Here is a 19,352-nt window from a genome sequence, read left to right on the forward strand (position 1 = left end):
CGGTCTGCGTTACGTCCAATGCAGTGATTGATCGTCGGCAACCGGTTTGGGCCTGTCGATGTGCCGCTGTGTCCGAGAGGTGTTGACTTGACTGGATTTCTGCGTGTGGATATCGACGCGCTGGGCAAAGCGGTTCAGTCACTGCTCAACTCCGAGCAGGTCCTCGGCGAGGCTATGAGGGCCATGGCTCAGGGCGGGCATGGTGATATCGGGACGAAGGTTCTCAACGATGCCGCCGACAGCTTTCAGCGGCGCTGGCACTTCGGTATTCAGCGCATCGGGGAAGCGGCGAGAAGCACCGCCGATGGCATCGCGCAGTGCCGCGACGCCTACCAGCAGGTGGATAGTCGGTTCGCACAAGCACTGGCCCAGGCGAGGGTATCGACCCAGGGCCGCGCCTCGGCCACGGAGCCGAACCGATGAGCGAAAATCCGTACCCTAGCTTGGGTTTCAACCCGGTGCCGGGTTCCCCCGCCGACGTCACCGGCCTGCGTGGGCAGATCGACTCCGCTCACGAGGCGGTCAGGGACACCAACGAGCTGCTGGGACGGCTGCGTAACAGCAACGACAGCGTGTGGGTCGGCGAGGGCGGCGACGCGTTCCGTGCCGCGTTAGATGCCACGCTGGCGCAAGACCTCGGCTACGCGCAAAGCTCGCTCGAGCGTGCCGTCGGGCTGTGCGATCAATGGCATACCGGGCTCGTCGGGTTCCAGGACACTGCCCATGGTCTGGAGACCGAGGCGGCCGCCGCCAGAGGCCAGCATGCACAAGCGGTCGCCGCACTGCAACGCGCCCAGTCCAACCCGGATCTAGGGTTGGCGAATAGGCAGTTCTCCGACGCGAATCAGTTGGCCGCCGCACAGTCACGCCTCAATGCCGCAGTCGCACAGGTTCATTCGGCGAGCACCGCGGTCGATGAGTCGCAGGGGCAGATCGACTCCATCATCAAGCGGGCGCGAGATCTCGAGAGCGAGCACAACCGGCTGGCACGCACGATCGCCAGCGAGTTGGACGCTGCGGCAAAGGATTTCGCTCCCAGCCCACCGGATAAGAGCATCTGGGACCGGATCACCGACGCAGTCAAGGGCATCGGGAAATTCATCGCCGACCACCGCAAGCAGATTCACGACATCCTCGGCGGTGTCGCAGCCGTCAGCGGACTCCTGGCACTGATCACCCCTCCGCCCGCCGACGCCGTCTTCGCAGGGGTCGCCTTGGTCGCGGGAGCTGGTGCCCTGGCGACGGACTTCGTGGACCCCAAGGTGCGCGAGGCGTTCGGCGATATCTTCCATGGCGACTTCAGCAAGGAGGCGTTGACAAAGATCGGTACCACGGTGGGGATGGACGCGTTGGGCGTCATCCCGGGAGTTGGCGCCGCATCCAAGGGCGTATCGGCGTTTCGCGAGGTGGGTGAACTCGGCCCGGCCCTGCGGTCGTTCACCGAAGCGTCCCAGGCTCCGGGCATCGCGTCGAAGATCCTGGATCGTATTCCCCGTCCGGGTGAGGCGACAGTATGGTTGCAGGACGTCAGCCAGGTGAGCCGACATTCGCCCGGCACCGCCCTGGCGGGTATCGAACTGGTGTCGCGATCGGCGAAGGCGGGGCTGGGAGCATTCAAGCTCGAGTCGAACACGTGGAATCTGATCACCGGCCATGACTGATACGACAGTGAATATCTGGATCCCCGACGGCTACCTGGAAATGCCGCTCACCGATATCGATCAACGCATCGCCGCCGTTCAGACCCTGGTCGGCGAACTCCCGTCGTCGGAGATGACGAGGATGGCGCACTCGCTGCTCCCCGCCATCGCGGCCCTGTTCACCGCCCTGGCTGAGCGCGACACACGGTACTGCGGAATTGGTCAACACCGGTCCTCGACCGGAGCCCTCGTATCGTCGTGCCTTACCGTCTGCGTCTACCAGACCGACCAGAGCACGCTGAACCCACGGTTGGCGATCAAGGACCTGGTCGAGTCGAGAAACGAGTCCGGCGACGTCTGGGCCAGTGAGCCGATCGATGTCGACGGGCATCCCATGATGTTCTCCGAGAGAACCATCGAACTCCCAGCACCCGACATTCCGCAACTGCACTACACGGGCCGTACAACGGAAACATACCAGCTCGAAGCAGTCGTACCGGCCGAGGACGGAACCGCGCTCGCCGCAATCGAACTCTCGACGGTCAGCACCGCACACGGTACGGAGTTCCGACGAATGATCTTCGACATGGCACGGTCGATTGAATTCCGGCCAAGTATGAACTCGTCTTCAGCGAGTCCTTCGCTGAAGATATGAGCGATCGGTGAGCGAGTCACCATCGCACCTCCCAGCGATCGCCTGCCCGGCCACGCGGGCAGCGCTGCGAAAAGGTGCTGTGTGGCCATGGGTGACGCTCGTCCTCGGCATCATCAACGTCCCCGCACTAGCGGCGGCATTCGCGCTTGGCAACTCCACCGATAGCGACGCCATCCGCACCGGCGCGGGTGTCGTCGGCGTCGTGGCACTGCCGCTGATCTTTGCTGGAACACTCAGCGCGATCATGGTATGGCGCAGACGGCGCAAGGTACGCAGCGTGCAGCGGTACCCCTGGGTGCCCTATCCGGTGCATTACTTCCGCTCGCCCGCAAACGAATACGTGCAACTGCTGGATGCCGATGGCACGGTCGTGTCGACGCTGTTGTTCAGCACGTGGGGGTGGCAGGTCGGCACAGTCGTGAATGCCTCCACGCGCGAGGTGTGGTTCGCCGGAGATCCACACCGGCACGGGGTGCTGTCGCGGCCCGGCGGCGGTCAGCTGTGTTACGCCTCCCATTCACGACCTCCGACAGCAGCCGAGTTCACCGGCCACGATCGCGAACCAGGTAGCCTCCCGGCAGGCCACGCCGCGGATACAACAGTCCACTGCACGATGCACCATGACGAGGATCGGACAGCGATGAGATCTTCTGCAGAACAAGCACATCCACCGAAGCGGCACGGCGCATCGAACGACCCGGACTACCCATCGCCCCGCACACTGCGGCGAACCCTCGCCTTCCTCCTCGACATGGCCATACACATCGCCTGCGGCATCGGCGCAGGCGCCGCGGTGAGCCCCGCGTTCTCCCCGGAAGCACTGCGGCACAACGACTGGCAGCATCTCGGCGTGAATCCCGCTGCCGTCGTAGGCTTCTGGCTGGCCGCCTCCTTCGCCGACCGCGTCATCATCCAAGCCATCACCCACACCACCATCGGCAAAGCCGTATTCGGACTGGTCGTCCTCCGCCCCGACACCGGCCAGATCCCATCACCCGGCCGACTACTCGCGGCATGGCTACTCGACATCTGGATGCCCATCGCAATCCTGGCCGACATCGCAGGCAACGGCGGCAGCCTCGGACCAGAAAAGACCGGCGACTACATCCTGCCCGCAGTCCGACGACGAGACCTACGACAACACAACAGCATCGAACAGCCATGAGCGACCCATTCAGCCGCTCCGGGCCGCACTGGATCATGTTCGCGAACGGGTGTCGGATGATCAAGATGATTGTGGCGACGGCAGCGGTGTCGGTCTTTCTGGGTTGTGTAGCCGCAGTGGTCACGATCGCGATCGCCGTGTTCGGGACGCGGGTGACCTTCGACGGTGACCTCGCGTTCGTCTGGCCGACGCCGCAACCGCTCATCGATACCGCCACGGGTGTGTTCTCGTTACGGTTGGCCGACACCGTGGTCGGTGCGTCGATCCCACCCGGGTCCGGGTTGCAGCTGAGCGGCACCAGCGGCGGCACGAAACCCGAGATCGTCCCTACGCCGCCGGGGGTGCGACCGGGCGATCGGGTCGTGTGCCACGTCCGTGCGACGTTCAACTTCAACCACGACGCCGCTTACGGTCCCCAGGCCCGGATCACCGACTGCCGCGCTGGGTAACCGAGCGAAACACATCCGGCGTCAGCATCGGCCGCTGGGCCGGGCGGCGATGCCGGATACGGGACGTACCGGGGTCAGCGCAGGTGCGTAGCGCGGTGTGGATCCAGACAACCTCGTCGAGGCGGGTGAGCAGGTCCGCGCGCCGCTGATGCACGCTCACACCCGCCACACCGGGCGCGTCATCGGACTCGACATCGTTTTGTGCAATCGCCAATTCGTGTGCGGGACCGGTGTTCTCGGCGGGATCGAACTGCCGGCCAACCCGACGACGCGGTGTTCGTCATCGAGGGCGAATCGCCACGTATTCGTCTCGGGGATCCAGGTGCCGCCGAGTTCGTCGGCGCGGTCGTGGAAGACCGGGTCATACGTGTCTCGTGAGCCCGCCGCTTACCTCCATCCGGAAGTGAGGGTGCTCACACCTGCTTCCGTTCATCAATCACACATGCGATCGTTTGGGCATATTTGCTAATTATTAGCTATCCGGGGGTTGGTAATCGAAATGAGAAGCATCAGAACCGTCACTGCCGCCGTCGGAGCGCTGGCCGGGGCTGCTGTGTTCGGTGCGGCGGCGGCCGGTCCGGCGGCCGCCGATGCGGTTGCCGACAAGGTGCGCACGGTCACCACCGAGGACGGCTGGAATCTGACGGTGACGAAGACGGCCGAGAACATCGACCGCGCCCCGTCGCTGGATGCCGACCCGTTCACCCACGAAGGGTTCGTGTCGCTGAAAGCGGTCGCGGAGATAGGCGGCGAAGGCGGCGTGCCGGTGACGGGCGCGAACGTGTCCTACGGGTACCAGATCGGTTGTCAGGTGGACGTCAGCTCGGGATTGACAGTGGGCCTTGGCTTTTCGATCGGACCCAACGCATCGGTGAACATCTCCTACCCGCCGAGCGTGAGCATCGGCGGCAACGCGTCGGTATCCCCGAACATCTCCACCACCGTCAAACCCGGCGGAATCACCACCGTCACCTTCGGCAGCAAACCACTGCAGGCGACCAAGGGCGTGCTCGCCGCCGACCAAGTCGAGATCAAAGTCTCCGCCTGCGCAGGCCCGGTCTCGCTGCGCTCGTTCGCCACCGCCACCATCGCCACCCCCACCGAGGACCACTCCACGACCGCCTACGGCGACCCCCTCTGGCTGTAATCCGCCGGACTACCCCCGCAGGCGAAGTCTCCCCACTGTTTGACAGGAAGTCGAGCCTCCGATGAACGACACCACCGATACCACCGACCGCGCGGGCCACCGCGCCGCATCGGGGACCGAGCCGGTGAACCCCACTGTGGTCGCGGTCGGCGCCCTCGCCTTGGGTTTGGTGTTGCTCATGGTCGCGTTCGCGAACCTGGACCGGGTCCCCGGCTGGGCCGACGACTACGGCGCCATCCTGGTCTACCTGGCGTTCTTCCTCTACATGTGCATCGCGGGACGACTCACCTGGTGGGGCATCGACACCCTCCGCGACCGCGTGCGGGCCGGGCGAGGCCGCCGATGACGTGGACGGACCGGCTCACCTACGGTCTGGCCACCGCCGCCGCGGTGACCGGGATCGGCCTAGTCGCCTTCGCCCCGATCACCCAGGCGCAGCCCGACATTCCGTGTGATCAGTGGCAGCAGATGCATCCGGGCTGGCCATGTATCCCGGTGCCGAAACCGATACCGGCACCGCCGCCCACACCCTCACCGCTGCCGACCCCCGTCATGCCGGGGCAACCGCCCTCCGGCGGTGGCAGCGGCACGAATGCGGGCGCGCTGACACCACCGCCGCTGGCGCCCGGCAACGGGACCCCGATCGTGCCCGCCCCCGGCACCGAACCGCCCGCGCTGCCGGGCAACCAGCCACCCGCACCTCCGGCGGCCTCCGCACCAACCCCACCGCAAGCACCCACGCCCGCGCCGCCCCTGCCGCAGGCACCCGGACCGGCACCAGCGCCTGCCACATCGGATGGTGCGGATGTCGCGTCGCAGCTGGAACGGGCGAGGAAGCTCCATGACCAGGGAGTGCTGTCCGACCGCGAATTCGCCGACCTCGAACAACGCATCCTCGGCCACACCCCGGCACCGGCCACGCCCGCGCCCGAACCGGCTAGGACGCGACCACCGGCTCCGAGTGGCCCCGACAACCGCATCCCGGCGCTTCTGCTCACGGGGGCGGGGGCGTTCGTCCTCAGCCGATTCCGGCCGCGGACCCGGTTCGCCGATGCCAGGTTCCCGCCGGGAGCACCGTCAGCGGTCGACATGCTGCCCGGAATTCCACCCCCGGTCGCACCCGTGCCCGACGGAACCCCGGTCCTTACATCGCGGTTCTCGATCACGCGCCTGTACCCGGGGGTGTACGCGCCGCCCGGGTGGAGTTCGAGGGATTTCAACGCGAACCCAGGAATCCAGGGTGTCTACCACCCGGGTGAAGGCCCCTACAGCGGATGGGGCAACACGATTCCGCTGGATCCCGACACCACACCCGGCGCGGTCGGCCCCTGGTCGGACAACGTCCTGAAACCAGACCCGATCACGGGCAAGACTGGGATCTCCATCCCGACCGGCGGCAAGGGCCCGTACGACAACAACAACAGCCTCGACCTCAATATCACCAAGAAAGTCCAGCTGCGGATCGTCGGGCTCAAACCGATCGTCGTCTCGTCGTTCGACCTCGACGGCAACCCGGTCCTGGCCGTGACCTACGAACCGATATACCAGGTCAGGTCTCTCTACTATGGGGGAGGCACCATGATCGTCGGTCAGCCCAGCCAATGGACAGACGTGTCGATCGACGATGTGCAAACGCTCGAAAGAATGGGCGCGTTCGTTCCTGTAGTCCCCGCCAAGCCATAGACGCCGGGCAGGCGCCGACCCAGGAGAAAACGATCACGATGACACACCAGAACAACCACCTGCGCTGCCCACGGCGGTGGCCCGGAATCGTCGTTGCTGCCGCCCTATGCGGTGCGGTCCTGGCCGGATGCAGCGGACAATCCGCACCCTCGGCCACCACGACATCGGCCACCGGGCAATTGAACGAAACCACGGCGCGAGACAAGATCCAGAAGTACCTCACCGAAACCCTGAACGCCCTACCGCCCGGAGTCGCCCTGACACTGCCTCCCAGCGAACCGAACAAGCCCAAACCCGAATTCGATGTCGCGAACCTGGGCCCCGCCCCGTGCGACGGGGACCCCAACGACACCACCGGCCCGAAAAAGGCTCAGGTCTGGTACTTCCTGACCGGCGTCCCCGCGGGCAAGGTCGGGGACTACTTCACCGCCGTCGTACATATCTGGCGTGACCGACTGTGGCAGGTATGGCCGATGAAAGACACCCAATCCAACACCGTGACCCACGACGGCTACCTGCTCGCCGTCGCACGATACAAAAACAGCGACCCGAACAACGAGGACGGGCTGGCACTGTTGGGAACGTCCCCCTGCTTCCCGAACACCTCCATCGGAACCGCCACACCGCTACCGCGTTCCATCGAACACCGATAATCCGGACAGCACTCCATGTGGCACCGCAGACCAAGCATCTTCGACGACCCTCCCGTGGAACTCACACGGGAGCAACTGGAGCGCGGCATTGAAAAAGCCCGCCGAGCCGCACGAGAAGCACAGCAGACACTGACACTGACGAAGAGAAAACAGTACCGGCGATATCGAGCCACCGCCGCAGACACCTACCTCGACTGGCCCCGCTGGAAAGCCGCATACCTGCGTGAGTACAACCGCCGAATAAGATTCGGGCCCGCGTCGAAAGGGCAGATGGGAGGATTCACCAGCGGCGGAACGGGCGGCCCCTGAGCCGGGGTGCATACTCGGAGCATCCCGACTGGGTGCCGTTACTCAGCCGCCGTGACCTGCAGTCGGAAGTGCTCAGCCGAACGATCCCGTGGACGGCCGGCTGGAGTCGGACGTGTACAGATCCCAACTACCGTCGTTCTGCTGACGACACTCCCACCGATCACCGCCAGTCTTCGGCGATTCGCCGTCGGCTTGGCATGCCTCGTAGGTGGCGTAGTTGCCAATGTAGGTGTCCGCCTGGGCCACACCGGCACCCACAGCGACCACACCCAGAGCCAACGCTCCCGCAGCGACGACAGACCTGATGTTCATCCTCGATCCCATCCTTCGACAGTGCGGCACACCATTTCCGGCCGCATCACCGACAGGCAACCACCCTGACCGTGAACATTTCATGACCGCTGAGAGGACGACCCGTGCAGCCGACCGCCTGGCTGACAGCACCGCCCCTGCCGTCTCACGCGATGTTGGGTATCGCCCGGCCGACTATAGGAACACTGTTCAATGACCGGATGCGGATAGGGCGCATGTGCGTCTTCGACGCGCTCAACCTTGCGCTCCCGCCTGAACCGTTCGCCTCGAGCGCGATGCCCGCCGTGAACGCGGCGGTTGTCGCTGTTGAGTGCGTCGACGCTCAGCTGGCAGGGACCGCAGCCCCGGGTCTGCTGTAGTTGCTGCCACGGACCGAGTACCCTGCGCCGTCACCGACGCTGGCGAGCGTGAAATCTCCACGGGAGTGATGGCCGATTTCCTGTCTGCCTGCCCGTTCTGTTGCCCGATCGGCGAACGCCCTTGTGCCACTGACCGTTTAGCTACCAACGCCGTCCCTGCTATCGGCTCGGCAGTAGCGGCACCGCCTGCGAGCTTTTCGGCCGAAACCGGAATCGGCTCGGAATCGGTTCCGTGCACCAGCGCACCGGCTGGAGTAGTGGTCTATCCGCCCAGCCCGGGGTGGCATTCGACGCAGAGGGCGTCACGCAGTTGTCGCCAGTCTCCGCACTTTTGACATGTCCCGTTTAGTTCGACGAGCTTGATGTGAGCAGACGGTGACACCGGCTCCGCGAGGGTGTGTTCCGCTACCCAGCGTTCGACGATCGTGCGGGTGTGGTTGTCGGCGTAGCACCATTCTTGGCGGAAGATGCCTCGGGAGCGGGTGTCGAAGGATCTCACTCGATTCGCATCTGCCAACAATCGAACGGCACCCGAAACTCAGTCCGCGGCAACACGCTAGCCCGCGTCCAACGATCAAAAGATAAGAGACTTCTGGATGCCTATCGGCAGTCATCCGGTTCCGCTCCAGCGGTTGCCGGGTACCCGGAAATTTCCGGGGTAGATATCGAAGGTAGCTCAGATCACACGGTTGCGCAGCCAACAGCACAGGGTCACCAAAAAGCACCCCGGTCGTCAGGAGCGTGGCGCGAAACGCAGCCGGAGCCCGTGAGGTTTGAGCGTGATCTGCTCGTTGACGATCAAGTCGTACCCGGGCTCGGGGTGCAGCTCGAACTCACGGAGAATCCGAGCGAGCGCCAACGTGACCTCGTGCAGAGCGAATGCGCGTCCGATGCAGGCTCGTGGCCCGATACCCCAGGGCTTGTAGATGTGCGGGCCGAGCTGGCGCAGTCGTTCAGGTTGCCATCGGTCCGGGTCGAACTGCTCGGCATCGGCGCCCCACGTCTCGCGATCGCGGTGTGCGGCCAAGGTCAGCACGAAAACCCAATCCCCAGGACCGAATTCGTGTCCACCGAGCGTCACCGGACAGGTGGCCTCCCGGAAGAACCCGGGCGCGACCGGCCACAGCCGCAGGGTCTCGTCAACAATGCGGCGAAGAAACCGCAGGCGACCGACATCGTCATAGCCGATCGGCACCGCCGGAAGAGTGGCCTCGATCTCCGCGCGGGCCTTGTCGGCGATGTCCGGATGATGCGCCAACTCGTGCAGCGCGAATGACAATGCGGCAACGCTGGTTTCATGCCCGGCCACCAGCAGGGTGAGGCACTGGGAATGGATCGCGTCGTCGTCGAGCCGATCCCCGGTGAACGGATCCACCGTGTTCAGCATGAGATCGAGCAGATCGGACCGAGGCTCCGCCGCGTGGCGGCGCGCCGCGATCGCATCGTCCACGACCTCGTGCAGGTAGGCGACATCGCGCTGGTGCTGCGCCGTTTGCCGCCGCAACAACGTGGATTTCACGATCGTCGGCAGGTTGACCGTTCTATTGAGATACGACAGTCCCCGCCGCAACCGATCACCGAACACACGATCCCCTGCGAACGACCCGAACGACCACCCGAACCCGGCACGCCCGATAATCTCCAGCGCCAACTGGTTCGCATCACCAACGACATCGACCCACTCACCATCGCGGCCGCGCCAATAGTCCACCAGGTCCTCGACCACAGCGACCATGGTCGAGTGGTACCCCCGCATCGCCTCTTTCATAAAGCCCTGCACCAGGATCCGATGCGCCGACCCCCACTCCGGCTCTCCATCAAGAGCAGTGACCAGGCCGGAGCCCGCGATCTCCCGCAGCGGCTTCAAGATCGCTCCAACGTGCTTACTCCACACGCTGTCGTCGCTGACCTGCTCGATCAGATCAGCTGCCGAGACGATCACGACCGGAGTACCGAAGATCCGGCGTTCGAAGATACCGCCACCCAATGGGCGCGCGTCCCGGACCGCCTGCTGGGTCGGACGGGCAAGATCCAGGGTCAGCACATCCCCGAGCAGCGGCACACGTCCGCGGGGATGCGGCAGTAGACGTGACGTACTCCCCGGCGGCGCACTCATCACCACCCATGATGCGACACCACGGCGCGAATGTTGTCGATCCTCCATGCCTTGCAATGCTCCGATAGACGGTCAAGCCCCGACGAACAGTCCGTCCGTGGGATTCCCAGTCGGTCACCACAGCTTCGACGGCATCGTCCGAACGTCCGCACATGCCGAATTCCGGATACGTTCGCCTAAGCTGGCAGTCATGTTGGGGGGCACGATCGTTCCTGATATCGGGCCGGTGGAGCGGTTGGCGCGTGGTGCAGTCGATTGGCTTGTTGGCCAGGCCCAGGTGAGCGAGAACGGCCTGATCTGGAAACCCGCCGCCAACGACGCGGAAAACGATCCGACTCTCTATCACGGTGGCGCCGGCATCGTGCTGGCTTTGCTGGAAGCTCGCAACCATTTCGGCGACGACCGCTATGGCGAAGCCGCACTCGGTGGTGCCAGGGAGATCGCTGCGCAGGTCGAACAGCAAGGCGACTGGTCGCTGTATACCGGCTTGACAGGAATGGCCGTCGCGTTGCACGCGGTACACGTCGAGCTCGACGATCCGGACTGCGAGCGGTTCGCTCGACGAGGGCTCGATCGAGTTCGCGCGGCGTTCGACGGCCAACGATGGGGCCCATTCTTCGAACTGTTGCTCGGCAACGCGGGTATCGCCCTAGGTGCCCTCCATACCGACGATGTGGACCTGGCACTGCTGGCGGTTGAGCCGTATCTGGCCACCGCAGATCCGACCCCTGGTGGGATCAACTGGGCGGTGTACCCCGCCCCTGCCCGCATGCACCACATGGCCCATGGCACCCTCGGTATCGTTCACGCCCTGGCCGCGGTATCGGCCGCGACCGGCCGCGAAGACCTACATGCCACCGCGCTCGCCGGTGTCGCAGACGTGGTCGCCCGCGACGAAGCAGGCCCGCCAGGATTTCTTGTGCCGCATTCGGATCCACCTCACCGCCCCGAGCTGATCGAGCGGTTCAGCTACGGGTGGTGCCACGGTCCCACCGGCGACGCTCAGACCTTCCGCTTGCTGGCCGCACTCACCGGCGACGCGAACTGGACCCAGCTGATCGACCGGTGCTGGCACACCATCACGCATTGCGGCCTACCACAACGACTGCGACCGGGATTCTGGGACAACAACGGATCCTGCTGCGGAACAGCGGGAGTCCTCGCGCTCGCCTGCGACCGAATGGTCGAACACCCCGACCCCGCCGAACGTCGACACGCTCACGATTTCGCCCGACTCCTGGTCGCCGACCTCACCGAACGAGCCATCGTCGACCACACCGGAGTTCGTTGGTCGAACTACGAGCACCGCGTCACTCCCTCGGATCTGGAGCCCCGCACCGGGTGGGCCATGGGGAACGCCGGGATCGTCCGTGAACTGCTCCGCTACGCTCGCATCCTCGGCAATCGGCGCCCCGACTACACCGTGCAATGGCCCGGCCACCCGTCGGCCACGCTCTCGTAGTCGAGCAAGAACCAAACGCACTGACTGCTGTCAATTGGAAGCGGCGTTGCTGGCGGGCCGGCGTGCGAGCGGGTGGTGTAGACCGCGCGGCCGAACCTGGCCCGGCCACTGTTGTTACTAAGCTTTCGAGCCGTCGAGTCGGGCGAGAACCGATTTCAACATGGTGTCAACCGCGGTCAGGAGGGTCTGCGGTGCCGCGGGATTGCCGTCGGCTCGAAAACGTCTGCTGGTCATGGCGTCGGTGGTGGTGAGGTGACCGCCAGCGATGGCCGCAACGGTCGCCCGCAAGATATGACCTGCCGCCGCACACAACTCACCCACCGACACCGATGACACGAACACACTGACATGCCGCCGTGCACGCGTTGGTCAGTCGTCCAGAACGGTTGGCTGGCACAGCTTTTCCAACACCCGCTCATGCCGAGTTGAGTGCATTCACCTGCGTTGGTGATGTCGGCGGCGAGATCTCTGGCTCGATTGGGGGTTATCGGGGCGAGCAACGCTGCGGTGGCTCGATACGTCCTGTGTCGGGTTTCGTCGAGTCGGTTGGGCTTGCGTGGGGTGGGCGGATGAGATGGAAATCGCTGAGGTCGGCTGTGCGGGTGCGGCGGTGGTATTCGGTGACGGTGCCGGGCCAGTTGGCGGTGACGCGGCCGTTGGTGTTGCGGTACCAACTGGCGCAGCCGGTCCAGGCGGTGTGCTGGAGGCGATGTTGGATTTCGTCGTCGTAGCGTTGTTCCACCTCGCGTCGGATATCGAGGTAGCAGTTGCGATGGGCGGCGAGGTGTTCGATCAGTTGCCGGATGTAGCGAGCCTGGCGTTCGAGCATGTAGATGATGGAGCCCGCGCCGAGACTGGTGTTGGACCCGTAGACGAGGAACATGTCGGGGAAGCCGGGGACGGTGATGCCGTAAGAGCACGGAAGGCGCGCTGGTGCAGGCGGCCGTAGGTGGTGTCGGGTTTGGGAATGATGTACGGCGCGGAGCGCTGGAAGACGGTGAGTTGCGCGACCTGCGGCTGAATCTGGGGTATGAAACTGGATCGCGGTGGCCCCGGTGCCGATCACCGCGACGCGTTTGCCGGTCAGGTCGTAGTCGTGATCCCATCGTGCGGAGTGAAAGGCTTTGCCCTCGAACGAGTCCCGTCCCGGAATGGACGGCAGTGCGGGCTGCGACAGGACGCCGGTCGCGGGCACGATGACATCCACGTCGAAACTCTGGCCGGTGCTGGTCTCGATATGCCAGGTGGCGGTGTCGGCGTCGAAGGCGGCGGAGGTCACCTCGGTGCCGAACCGTAGATGCGGGCGCAGCTCGTAGCTGTCGATGACCTGCTCGATGTAGCGCTTGATGTCGGGTTGCAGTGAAAACCGGCGTGGCCATTCGGTATTCGGTGCGAACGAGTAAGAGTTGCGCATGCCGTGGCGGGCCAGCTCCGCTGCCATGGCCAGCCCGCCGAATCCCGCCCCGACGATGAGGACCGAGGGCCTCCGGGTGTCTGCCGCGGTCATCGCACGGCCGCCCAGCGCAGCGGGCCACGGGCGACGTCCAGGCCGGTCTCGAGCAGGTACGTGGTGAGTGTGGTGAGTGGGTGCCGGTTCGGGTCGGGCTGCTTACCGGCTGCGATTCTCGCCATTTGCTGTGCGTACCAGGCGAGTTCGGTCATGCCGTCGATGCTGTCGATGCCCAGGCGGCGGGGACGTACGCCGCTGGCGGTCACTGCGCCGTCGAGCACTCGGGCCGGTTCGCCGACGCCCATCATGGCGGCGGATTCATACGTCCCGCCCGATATCTCGAGCAGGTCGATACCCTCCTCCGCGAGCGCCGCGACCACCTCGCACAGCTGGCAGGACTCGCCCAGACGTTTCGGTTCCGGCGCACCGTGGCGTTGGCCGAACTGGGCCGGCACGAGACCATACCCGGTCCGCGGCACAACTCGGGATACCCGTGGACCCGACCACAGCCGCGGCATTCCACGAACTGGGCGCGCGATACGATCTCGACCTGTCTGTCTCGGATTGATCGAATATTCGTCGACACGGCCGAATCTGGAAACTCTATATTTCCGATGGCGTCGCATTCCGGTACGCGGTGTTTTCCGGAAACTTCATGTCCGGGGATTGCGATGTTCGCCGACATCATCATGTGTGAGAATGCGAGGTTCTCCGGGGGAATCAGGTCATCTGTTCAATAGTGGAAAACATGTAACGTGCGGCTATCTGGTGGCGAAAGGCAGTGTAGACGGTGTGCACCATCTGCCTTTCGCAGTGGAACGACCTCGCCGGGTGGGAGAGGTCGTTAGATAGGAGATTACCATGAACGCAGCCTGTGAAATTCTGGTTTCGACGTTGTAATGCTGTTTCCGGAGACGATGGTGTCTCCGGGTTACATGATCGGCCTCGGAATGTATACGCGTGGTTCACATGCCCACCAGCACGGTCTCTCGGTGGGTGAACGTGTGGAAATGCGGCGCCGCATGCGGGGGTTGCCGCGGAATGTGGTGGCCCAGTTGGTTGGTCGCAGCGAGGAGTGGCTGCGGCTTATCGAGAGCGGGCAGCGGCGGCTGAACGATATCGCGGCTATCGTCAAGTTGGCCGAGGTGCTGCGAGTGCACGATATCGGCGAGTTGATCGATTGGCCCGCACCGCCCCTGCAACCACCCGCCCGCACCCCGGTGTTGCTGCTGGCACCGCTGCGCCAGGCGCTCATTGCCGATCTCGCCGAGGCCCACCCGCCCGGCCGTATCCAGCCCATGGACGTGTTGGCGGTGCAGGTCGCCGAGTGCCGACGGATATGGCAGGAGTCGACAACTCGGTATTCGACATTGTCGAAGATGTTGCCGCCGTTGCTGATCGGGCTCCGCGCGCACACTGAGACACCGGATCGGGCACAGGCCGAGGGAGCGGACGCCGCCGAGTGCGACGAGTTGCTGCGGCAGACCTATCTGTCGGCCCGACAGTTGTTGACCCGCCTGGGCGCACACGATCTGGCATGGCTAGCCGCCGACCGGGCGGTGGAGGGGACGCGCCGCGACAGGACGGCGATCACCTCGGCCGTCGGCCGCTGGCATCTGTCCACCGCCTTTCTGCACATGCCCTATCCGGGCGACTGCCACGATTACGCGTTGGCCGCTGCTCGATCGACCGAGGATGCCGCCGACAACACGGATCGCGCCGTGCTGGTCGGCGCGCTGCAGCTGGTGGCCGCCCAGGCCGCCGACCTGTCCGATGACCTCCCGGAAACCAGCCGTCTGCTCGGCCTGGCCCGCACGGTGGCCGAACAACTCGGTGGTGACCACTCGGTGGACGGGATCGTGTTCGGGCCCACCCGAATTGGCATGGTCGCCATCGAAATTGCATTGAACCGCAACAACTTCGATCAAGCCCTGCAGATCGCCGCCGACCTCGAGGTTCCCGACACCTACCCCACCGGGCAGCTCGCCCGCCACCACATCGCCCTGGCGAGGGCTTATCTTCACACCGGAGAGCGTGTCGGTGCGGTCTTCGCGCTCGGCAAGGCCGCCGAGGCCAGCCCCGAGGACCTGCGATACGACCTGGACGCCCATCACACCCTGCAGCAGCTCATCCTCACCGGCAACCGCGTCATCGGCCGCGATGTCATCCACCTGGCCGAGCTGGCAGGACTGGTCTGACCGGACTCTGGGCAACTGGGAACACTCACTATCGTCCCGTCTCAACCTGATGAACGGTTCGGACCGTAACTCGACTGTCTTCGTGGGTCACCGCTAAGTGGTAGACGCGCTCCGGGTACCCCGCGACGTGAGCGGTGCGGAGGTCGTGGACAACGACCTGGGAAGGATGAACTCGTTCGAGGTAAGCGATATGATCCTGGATCGCCACGTAAGCCACCCTGTCCGGGTGCTCCAAACCGGCGGGGAGATCATAGAGTCCGGCCAGCGTGCCGGGGAAGATTTCCACGCGGGCGAGGTCCGCGGTCGAGGTCACGGTCACCCCGTTGCGCGTGGTCGACAGGGTTGCACCGGCAATGTACTCCCGGTCGTGTGCGAAGGAACGTCGTTGTGCAGGTGTCAATTTCGCCGCCGGTCCGAGCGGAGCGAGTGCCTCCACCAGTCTCAGGGCGACCAGAACACGGTCGTCCCGACAGAGTTGGATGTCGAAGGCGGGCGTCATCGGGTTCCCGGAGTCGAAACCGGCGAACCGTGCCTCGACCTGCAATTCGCCGGTCTCGGGTACCGGTTCGAACAGCCACAGGGTGTCGACAGCGTGTGGGAAGGCGATTGCGTTGTGTCCGATCGTGTTGTCCCACTGCCACAGTCGCTGATGCGGGATGACATGGGTGCTCGCGTCCAGTGCACCGTGGTGCAGGTAGCCGCGGGGAACCGTGCCCCGCTCGAGGTCGATAAGGCCGGACGCCCCCGTGGCGCCGAGCAACCAGGAGGTCAGGTAGTGGAACGCCGGGCCGTGGAACATGTCGCCGGTGAGATACGGGAGAGGTTCGGACGTGGTGTTGGCGAGCGGAGCGAACGGGATCGGCCGAGCGGGCGGTGGTCCGAGGAGGACAGTTGCGGTGGCTAGTGGACGAAACTCTGTCTCGGATTCGGGCCGGGCGGACACGGTGACCGCGAGGTCGTCGGCGCGGCGTTCCACCCGGGTGCGCAGCCTGGTGGGCCCGGTAATCGGCAGCCATCGTTGAAGCCGGAAGTCGCGTACGCCGGTCACCGGTTCACCGGAGTAGTCGGCTGCAGCGCGGACGACGAGATCCAGTGTGGACATGGCGGGTAGCGCGGGTGTCATCCAGTTCGGCCGGTGATCGCCGATCCAGGTGTCGACAGCCGGATCCAGGAGATGGTCGGCCTCTGCGGCCGATGTGCGGTCGGGGTCGCCCTCGACCACGCGCATGCCGAGTCGGCTCAGGTGGTAGATGCGCCGTCCGTCGACCCACAGCCAGCCCTCGGCTGTGGCCCAGCCCGGTCCGATGTCGGTGATATCGAGCTGGATAGTGACCAGTCGGTGAGTGGGAACGACCTGGCCGCGGTATTTCCACGCGATCGGCTCGCCGAGCATCACCGGCTCGAATCGCGGATTCGTGAACCCTTGTACCGCACCGGTTTTCAGCAGGAAGAACTGCAGCAGCTGCAGCACTGCCTCGTTCCCCAGGGATCCGGGTTGCACCGGATCCTCGTAGAAGTGGGCCTTGAAGTACCAGGCATCGGCATCGACGTCGAGTTCGGCGCGGAGGCGGCCGAGACCGGCGACGCCACTCTCCGGCCAGAATCCGGTGACCCGGTCCAGCATGAGCAGCATCGGTCCCGCCAGTCGGAGAGGGCCACCGCAGTAACGGGCCGGTCGACGGCTCAGGTCGACGGCGAAATCGTGCGGCTCGTTCAATGCCGCGCGATCGGATTCGGTTGGGGGAATGCCCGGTTGATCATCGAAGGCCTGTTTCGGGAAGAAGCCGAATGTCGCCGAGCCGGTGAAGACCGGCTCACCATCGGCGTGGCAGGCGATGTCGAAGACCTCGATGACGGAGTGGGAATCGGCTCGCGCCACCGACCGCAGCTCCACCCGAGTGCGCAGGCTGTGGGTGCCACGCGGCACTTCGGCGGTGAATACACCCGAACCGTCCAAGTTGCGGAAGAACAGATCCTCGGCTGCGCCGACGGTACTGCCCGCATAGTCGGCGAGCCAGCCACACGGCTGCAGCAGGACCTCCATCAGGACCGCGAACGGCATTGTGGCGCAGCCGTTCTGATCGAAGTACCAGACACGTTCGGGAACGTCGTACTCCGCCTCCAGCCAGTTCCCGACCCGCAACTGACGCTCCCAGCCGGATATATCACGGATCCGGGTGATGAACAGATACGGCGGCCCCGGCAGGCGGCCGGTCTTGCGCAGGCCGCGGTCGGGTTCGGCGGGCCAGACCGACGAAATGGGCCCCCAGGCGCCGGTGAGCAGCGTTGCGTAATCCAGGCGTACGCCATCCGCTTTGACCGCAACCCGGTGATCGTCGCGAAATCCCCGCAGGCCACCGAGACGGGCCAGCGGAACCGGGGCGCCGGTCACCTGCACTGCGGGCGGGCTCAGTCGCCGCCAGTGGGTGAGCGGCCAGTCGCGCACCAATCGCAGCCCGAGGCGCTCGATGTGTAGTGCCACAACGCCGTCCACCGCGCAGCTCACGTCGGCGACCACCGTCGGTTCGGGCCCGGTGGACAATTCGCGGACCGCGACCTCGTAGCTCAACAGGTCTGTGTGAGGGGTGGCCTGAGCCCGATACCGCAAGTGGTAGGGCACCTCGGGCACCACCTCGAATCGCCAGCCGTCCCGGTCGGTGGTGAGGCCCGCCGCGATCAGGTAGAAGGCCAATGCCTGCGCGCATCCGTCGAACATCAGATTGCCTGGCATGCACGGATCTTCGGGCAGGTGCGCACGAAAGAACCACTCGTCCGGGCGGATTCGGGTTTCCGCTCGGAGATAGCCGCGGTCGAGATCGCAGGCGACCACCTCGCCGAGCAGGCGCATCCGCCCGCCGCCGATCCGGGGCGTCCGCACGTGTGCGCGGGTGATTTCCCAGTCCGGTCCGAAGCAGTCCGCCGGGCGGCCCGCCACGAGTGCGCTCATCGCGGGGCGGTCGTTGCGCGGCGCGGCACTGCCCTGGACCCGGTCCCGCCGCGAATTGACAGTCAGTTCCGCGGCGGTGAAGAAGCCGATTCTGGCTGAACGCACGGTGATTCGAGGCTCGCCGTCCACCTCGCCGCTCGCCTGGAACGACACCACGAGCAGTCCACCGTGTTGTGTGTGCCCGGTGACCTCGAGGTGAAGCCGAACGGTTTGACCGGCGACGGGCGGGCTGCCGTGGAATGTCACGTCCTCGCCGAGCAGGCGGCACACCCGCTCGCCACGGGTGAGCCTGTCGACGCCCATCCAGGACAGCAGCACCAGGATTCCCTGGACCGATTCCGTGAGCAGGCCCGGGGTCAGCCTGCCAGTGCCGTCGAGGTACCAGCCATCCGGCTTCAGGTCCCTCTCGGCCCACATTGCGCCGGTGCCGAATACGCCGGACGGGGCATCGATGCCGGTCACTCGGTCCAAGAGCAGCAACGGCGGCAGCGGCGGCCGGAGCCGGTGCGGAATTTCGGCGCAGTCGGCGAATTCGGGGCCGAACACCTCTGCGATCTGCCCGGCCGCCAACCGTTCCAGGTCTCGCCGATCGAATGCGGGCCCGGTCGGCACTGCTGGACTACGGGTGTCAGGCCCTGTTGGACTACCGGTATGCCCTTGTGCCAGAGCCTGTTCGGCACGGAGTCGGCCGTCCAGGAACCGTCGATGCAGTTGGTCGGTCTCGGTGAGGAAACGGCGGTGGAGTTCGGTGATCTGTCGCCACTGGGTGATGACACCGTCGAGGGGCAGTTTCGACATGGCGTCTCC

At 65.3% G+C, this 19,352-nt stretch carries 15 protein-coding genes; 11 read left to right on the forward strand and 4 right to left on the reverse strand.

Annotated elements, in window-relative coordinates; all coding sequences use genetic code 11:
* The first annotated feature begins 87 nt into the window (after window positions 1–87).
* From HPY32_RS41370 to HPY32_RS41410, 9 genes are all read left to right on the forward strand, one after another.
* Entirely contained in the window at window positions 88–423 is a 336-nt protein-coding gene (locus tag HPY32_RS41370; RefSeq protein WP_156674394.1) for a hypothetical protein, read from the forward strand.
* Entirely contained in the window at window positions 420–1,661 is a 1,242-nt protein-coding gene (locus HPY32_RS41375) for an HlyD family secretion protein (protein ID WP_156674393.1), read from the forward strand. The genes HPY32_RS41370 and HPY32_RS41375 overlap by 4 nt, the downstream gene beginning before the upstream one ends.
* Window positions 1,662–1,668: 7 nt before the next feature.
* On the forward strand, window positions 1,669–2,295 hold the full coding sequence (locus HPY32_RS41380) for a hypothetical protein (protein ID WP_067586900.1): 627 nt from the start codon (window positions 1,669–1,671) through the stop codon (window positions 2,293–2,295).
* 91 nt (window positions 2,296–2,386) lie between these two features.
* A complete protein-coding gene (locus HPY32_RS46410) occupies window positions 2,387–3,460 on the forward strand; it encodes an RDD family protein (protein WP_082871276.1) in 1,074 nt (357 codons plus the stop codon).
* A gap of 56 nt (window positions 3,461–3,516) precedes the next feature.
* Window positions 3,517–3,909: a hypothetical protein gene (locus HPY32_RS41390; RefSeq protein WP_156674392.1), complete on the forward strand. Its 393-nt coding sequence runs from the start codon at window positions 3,517–3,519 to the stop codon at window positions 3,907–3,909.
* A gap of 499 nt (window positions 3,910–4,408) precedes the next feature.
* The gene (locus HPY32_RS41395; protein ID WP_171983291.1) at window positions 4,409–5,056 is read left to right on the forward strand and encodes an MspA family porin; all 648 of its coding nucleotides are present in this window, start codon (window positions 4,409–4,411) and stop codon (window positions 5,054–5,056) included.
* 61 nt (window positions 5,057–5,117) lie between these two features.
* A complete protein-coding gene (locus HPY32_RS41400; protein WP_067586891.1) occupies window positions 5,118–5,402 on the forward strand; it encodes a hypothetical protein in 285 nt (94 codons plus the stop codon).
* On the forward strand, window positions 5,399–6,739 hold the full coding sequence (locus HPY32_RS41405) for an SHOCT domain-containing protein (protein WP_067586889.1): 1,341 nt from the start codon (window positions 5,399–5,401) through the stop codon (window positions 6,737–6,739). The genes HPY32_RS41400 and HPY32_RS41405 overlap by 4 nt, the downstream gene beginning before the upstream one ends.
* Window positions 6,740–6,777: 38 nt before the next feature.
* On the forward strand, window positions 6,778–7,392 hold the full coding sequence (locus HPY32_RS41410) for a hypothetical protein (protein WP_156674391.1): 615 nt from the start codon (window positions 6,778–6,780) through the stop codon (window positions 7,390–7,392).
* Between the two features lie 1,713 nt (window positions 7,393–9,105).
* On the opposite strand, the gene HPY32_RS41415 is transcribed toward HPY32_RS41410, so the two are convergent.
* Complete coding sequence (locus HPY32_RS41415; protein ID WP_067595613.1) at window positions 9,106–10,488, reverse strand: cytochrome P450; 1,383 nt, start codon at window positions 10,486–10,488, stop codon at window positions 9,106–9,108.
* Between the two features lie 190 nt (window positions 10,489–10,678).
* Between HPY32_RS41415 and HPY32_RS41420 the strand changes: the two genes are divergently transcribed.
* A complete protein-coding gene (locus HPY32_RS41420; RefSeq protein ID WP_067586882.1) occupies window positions 10,679–11,950 on the forward strand; it encodes a lanthionine synthetase LanC family protein in 1,272 nt (423 codons plus the stop codon).
* 484 nt (window positions 11,951–12,434) lie between these two features.
* Here HPY32_RS41420 and HPY32_RS41425 read toward each other — a convergent pair whose 3' ends face one another.
* Both HPY32_RS41425 and HPY32_RS41430 read right to left on the reverse strand, forming a co-directional pair.
* Window positions 12,435–13,457: a flavin-containing monooxygenase gene (locus HPY32_RS41425; RefSeq protein ID WP_067586876.1), complete on the reverse strand. Its 1,023-nt coding sequence runs from the start codon at window positions 13,455–13,457 to the stop codon at window positions 12,435–12,437.
* A complete protein-coding gene (locus HPY32_RS41430) occupies window positions 13,454–13,855 on the reverse strand; it encodes a hypothetical protein (protein WP_156674390.1) in 402 nt (133 codons plus the stop codon). The genes HPY32_RS41425 and HPY32_RS41430 overlap by 4 nt, the downstream gene beginning before the upstream one ends.
* Window positions 13,856–14,392: 537 nt before the next feature.
* Between HPY32_RS41430 and HPY32_RS41435 the strand changes: the two genes are divergently transcribed.
* Window positions 14,393–15,598, forward strand: a complete 1,206-nt coding sequence (locus tag HPY32_RS41435; RefSeq protein ID WP_171983292.1) for a helix-turn-helix domain-containing protein — start codon at window positions 14,393–14,395, stop codon at window positions 15,596–15,598.
* Window positions 15,599–15,626: 28 nt separating this feature from the next.
* On the opposite strand, the gene HPY32_RS41440 is transcribed toward HPY32_RS41435, so the two are convergent.
* Entirely contained in the window at window positions 15,627–19,343 is a 3,717-nt protein-coding gene (locus HPY32_RS41440) for a hotdog family protein (protein WP_082871274.1), read from the reverse strand.
* Between the last annotated feature and the right edge of the window lie 9 nt (window positions 19,344–19,352).

The organism is Nocardia terpenica (genome assembly GCF_013186535.1).
GTDB classification, from domain to species: Bacteria; Actinomycetota; Actinomycetes; order Mycobacteriales; family Mycobacteriaceae; genus Nocardia; species Nocardia terpenica.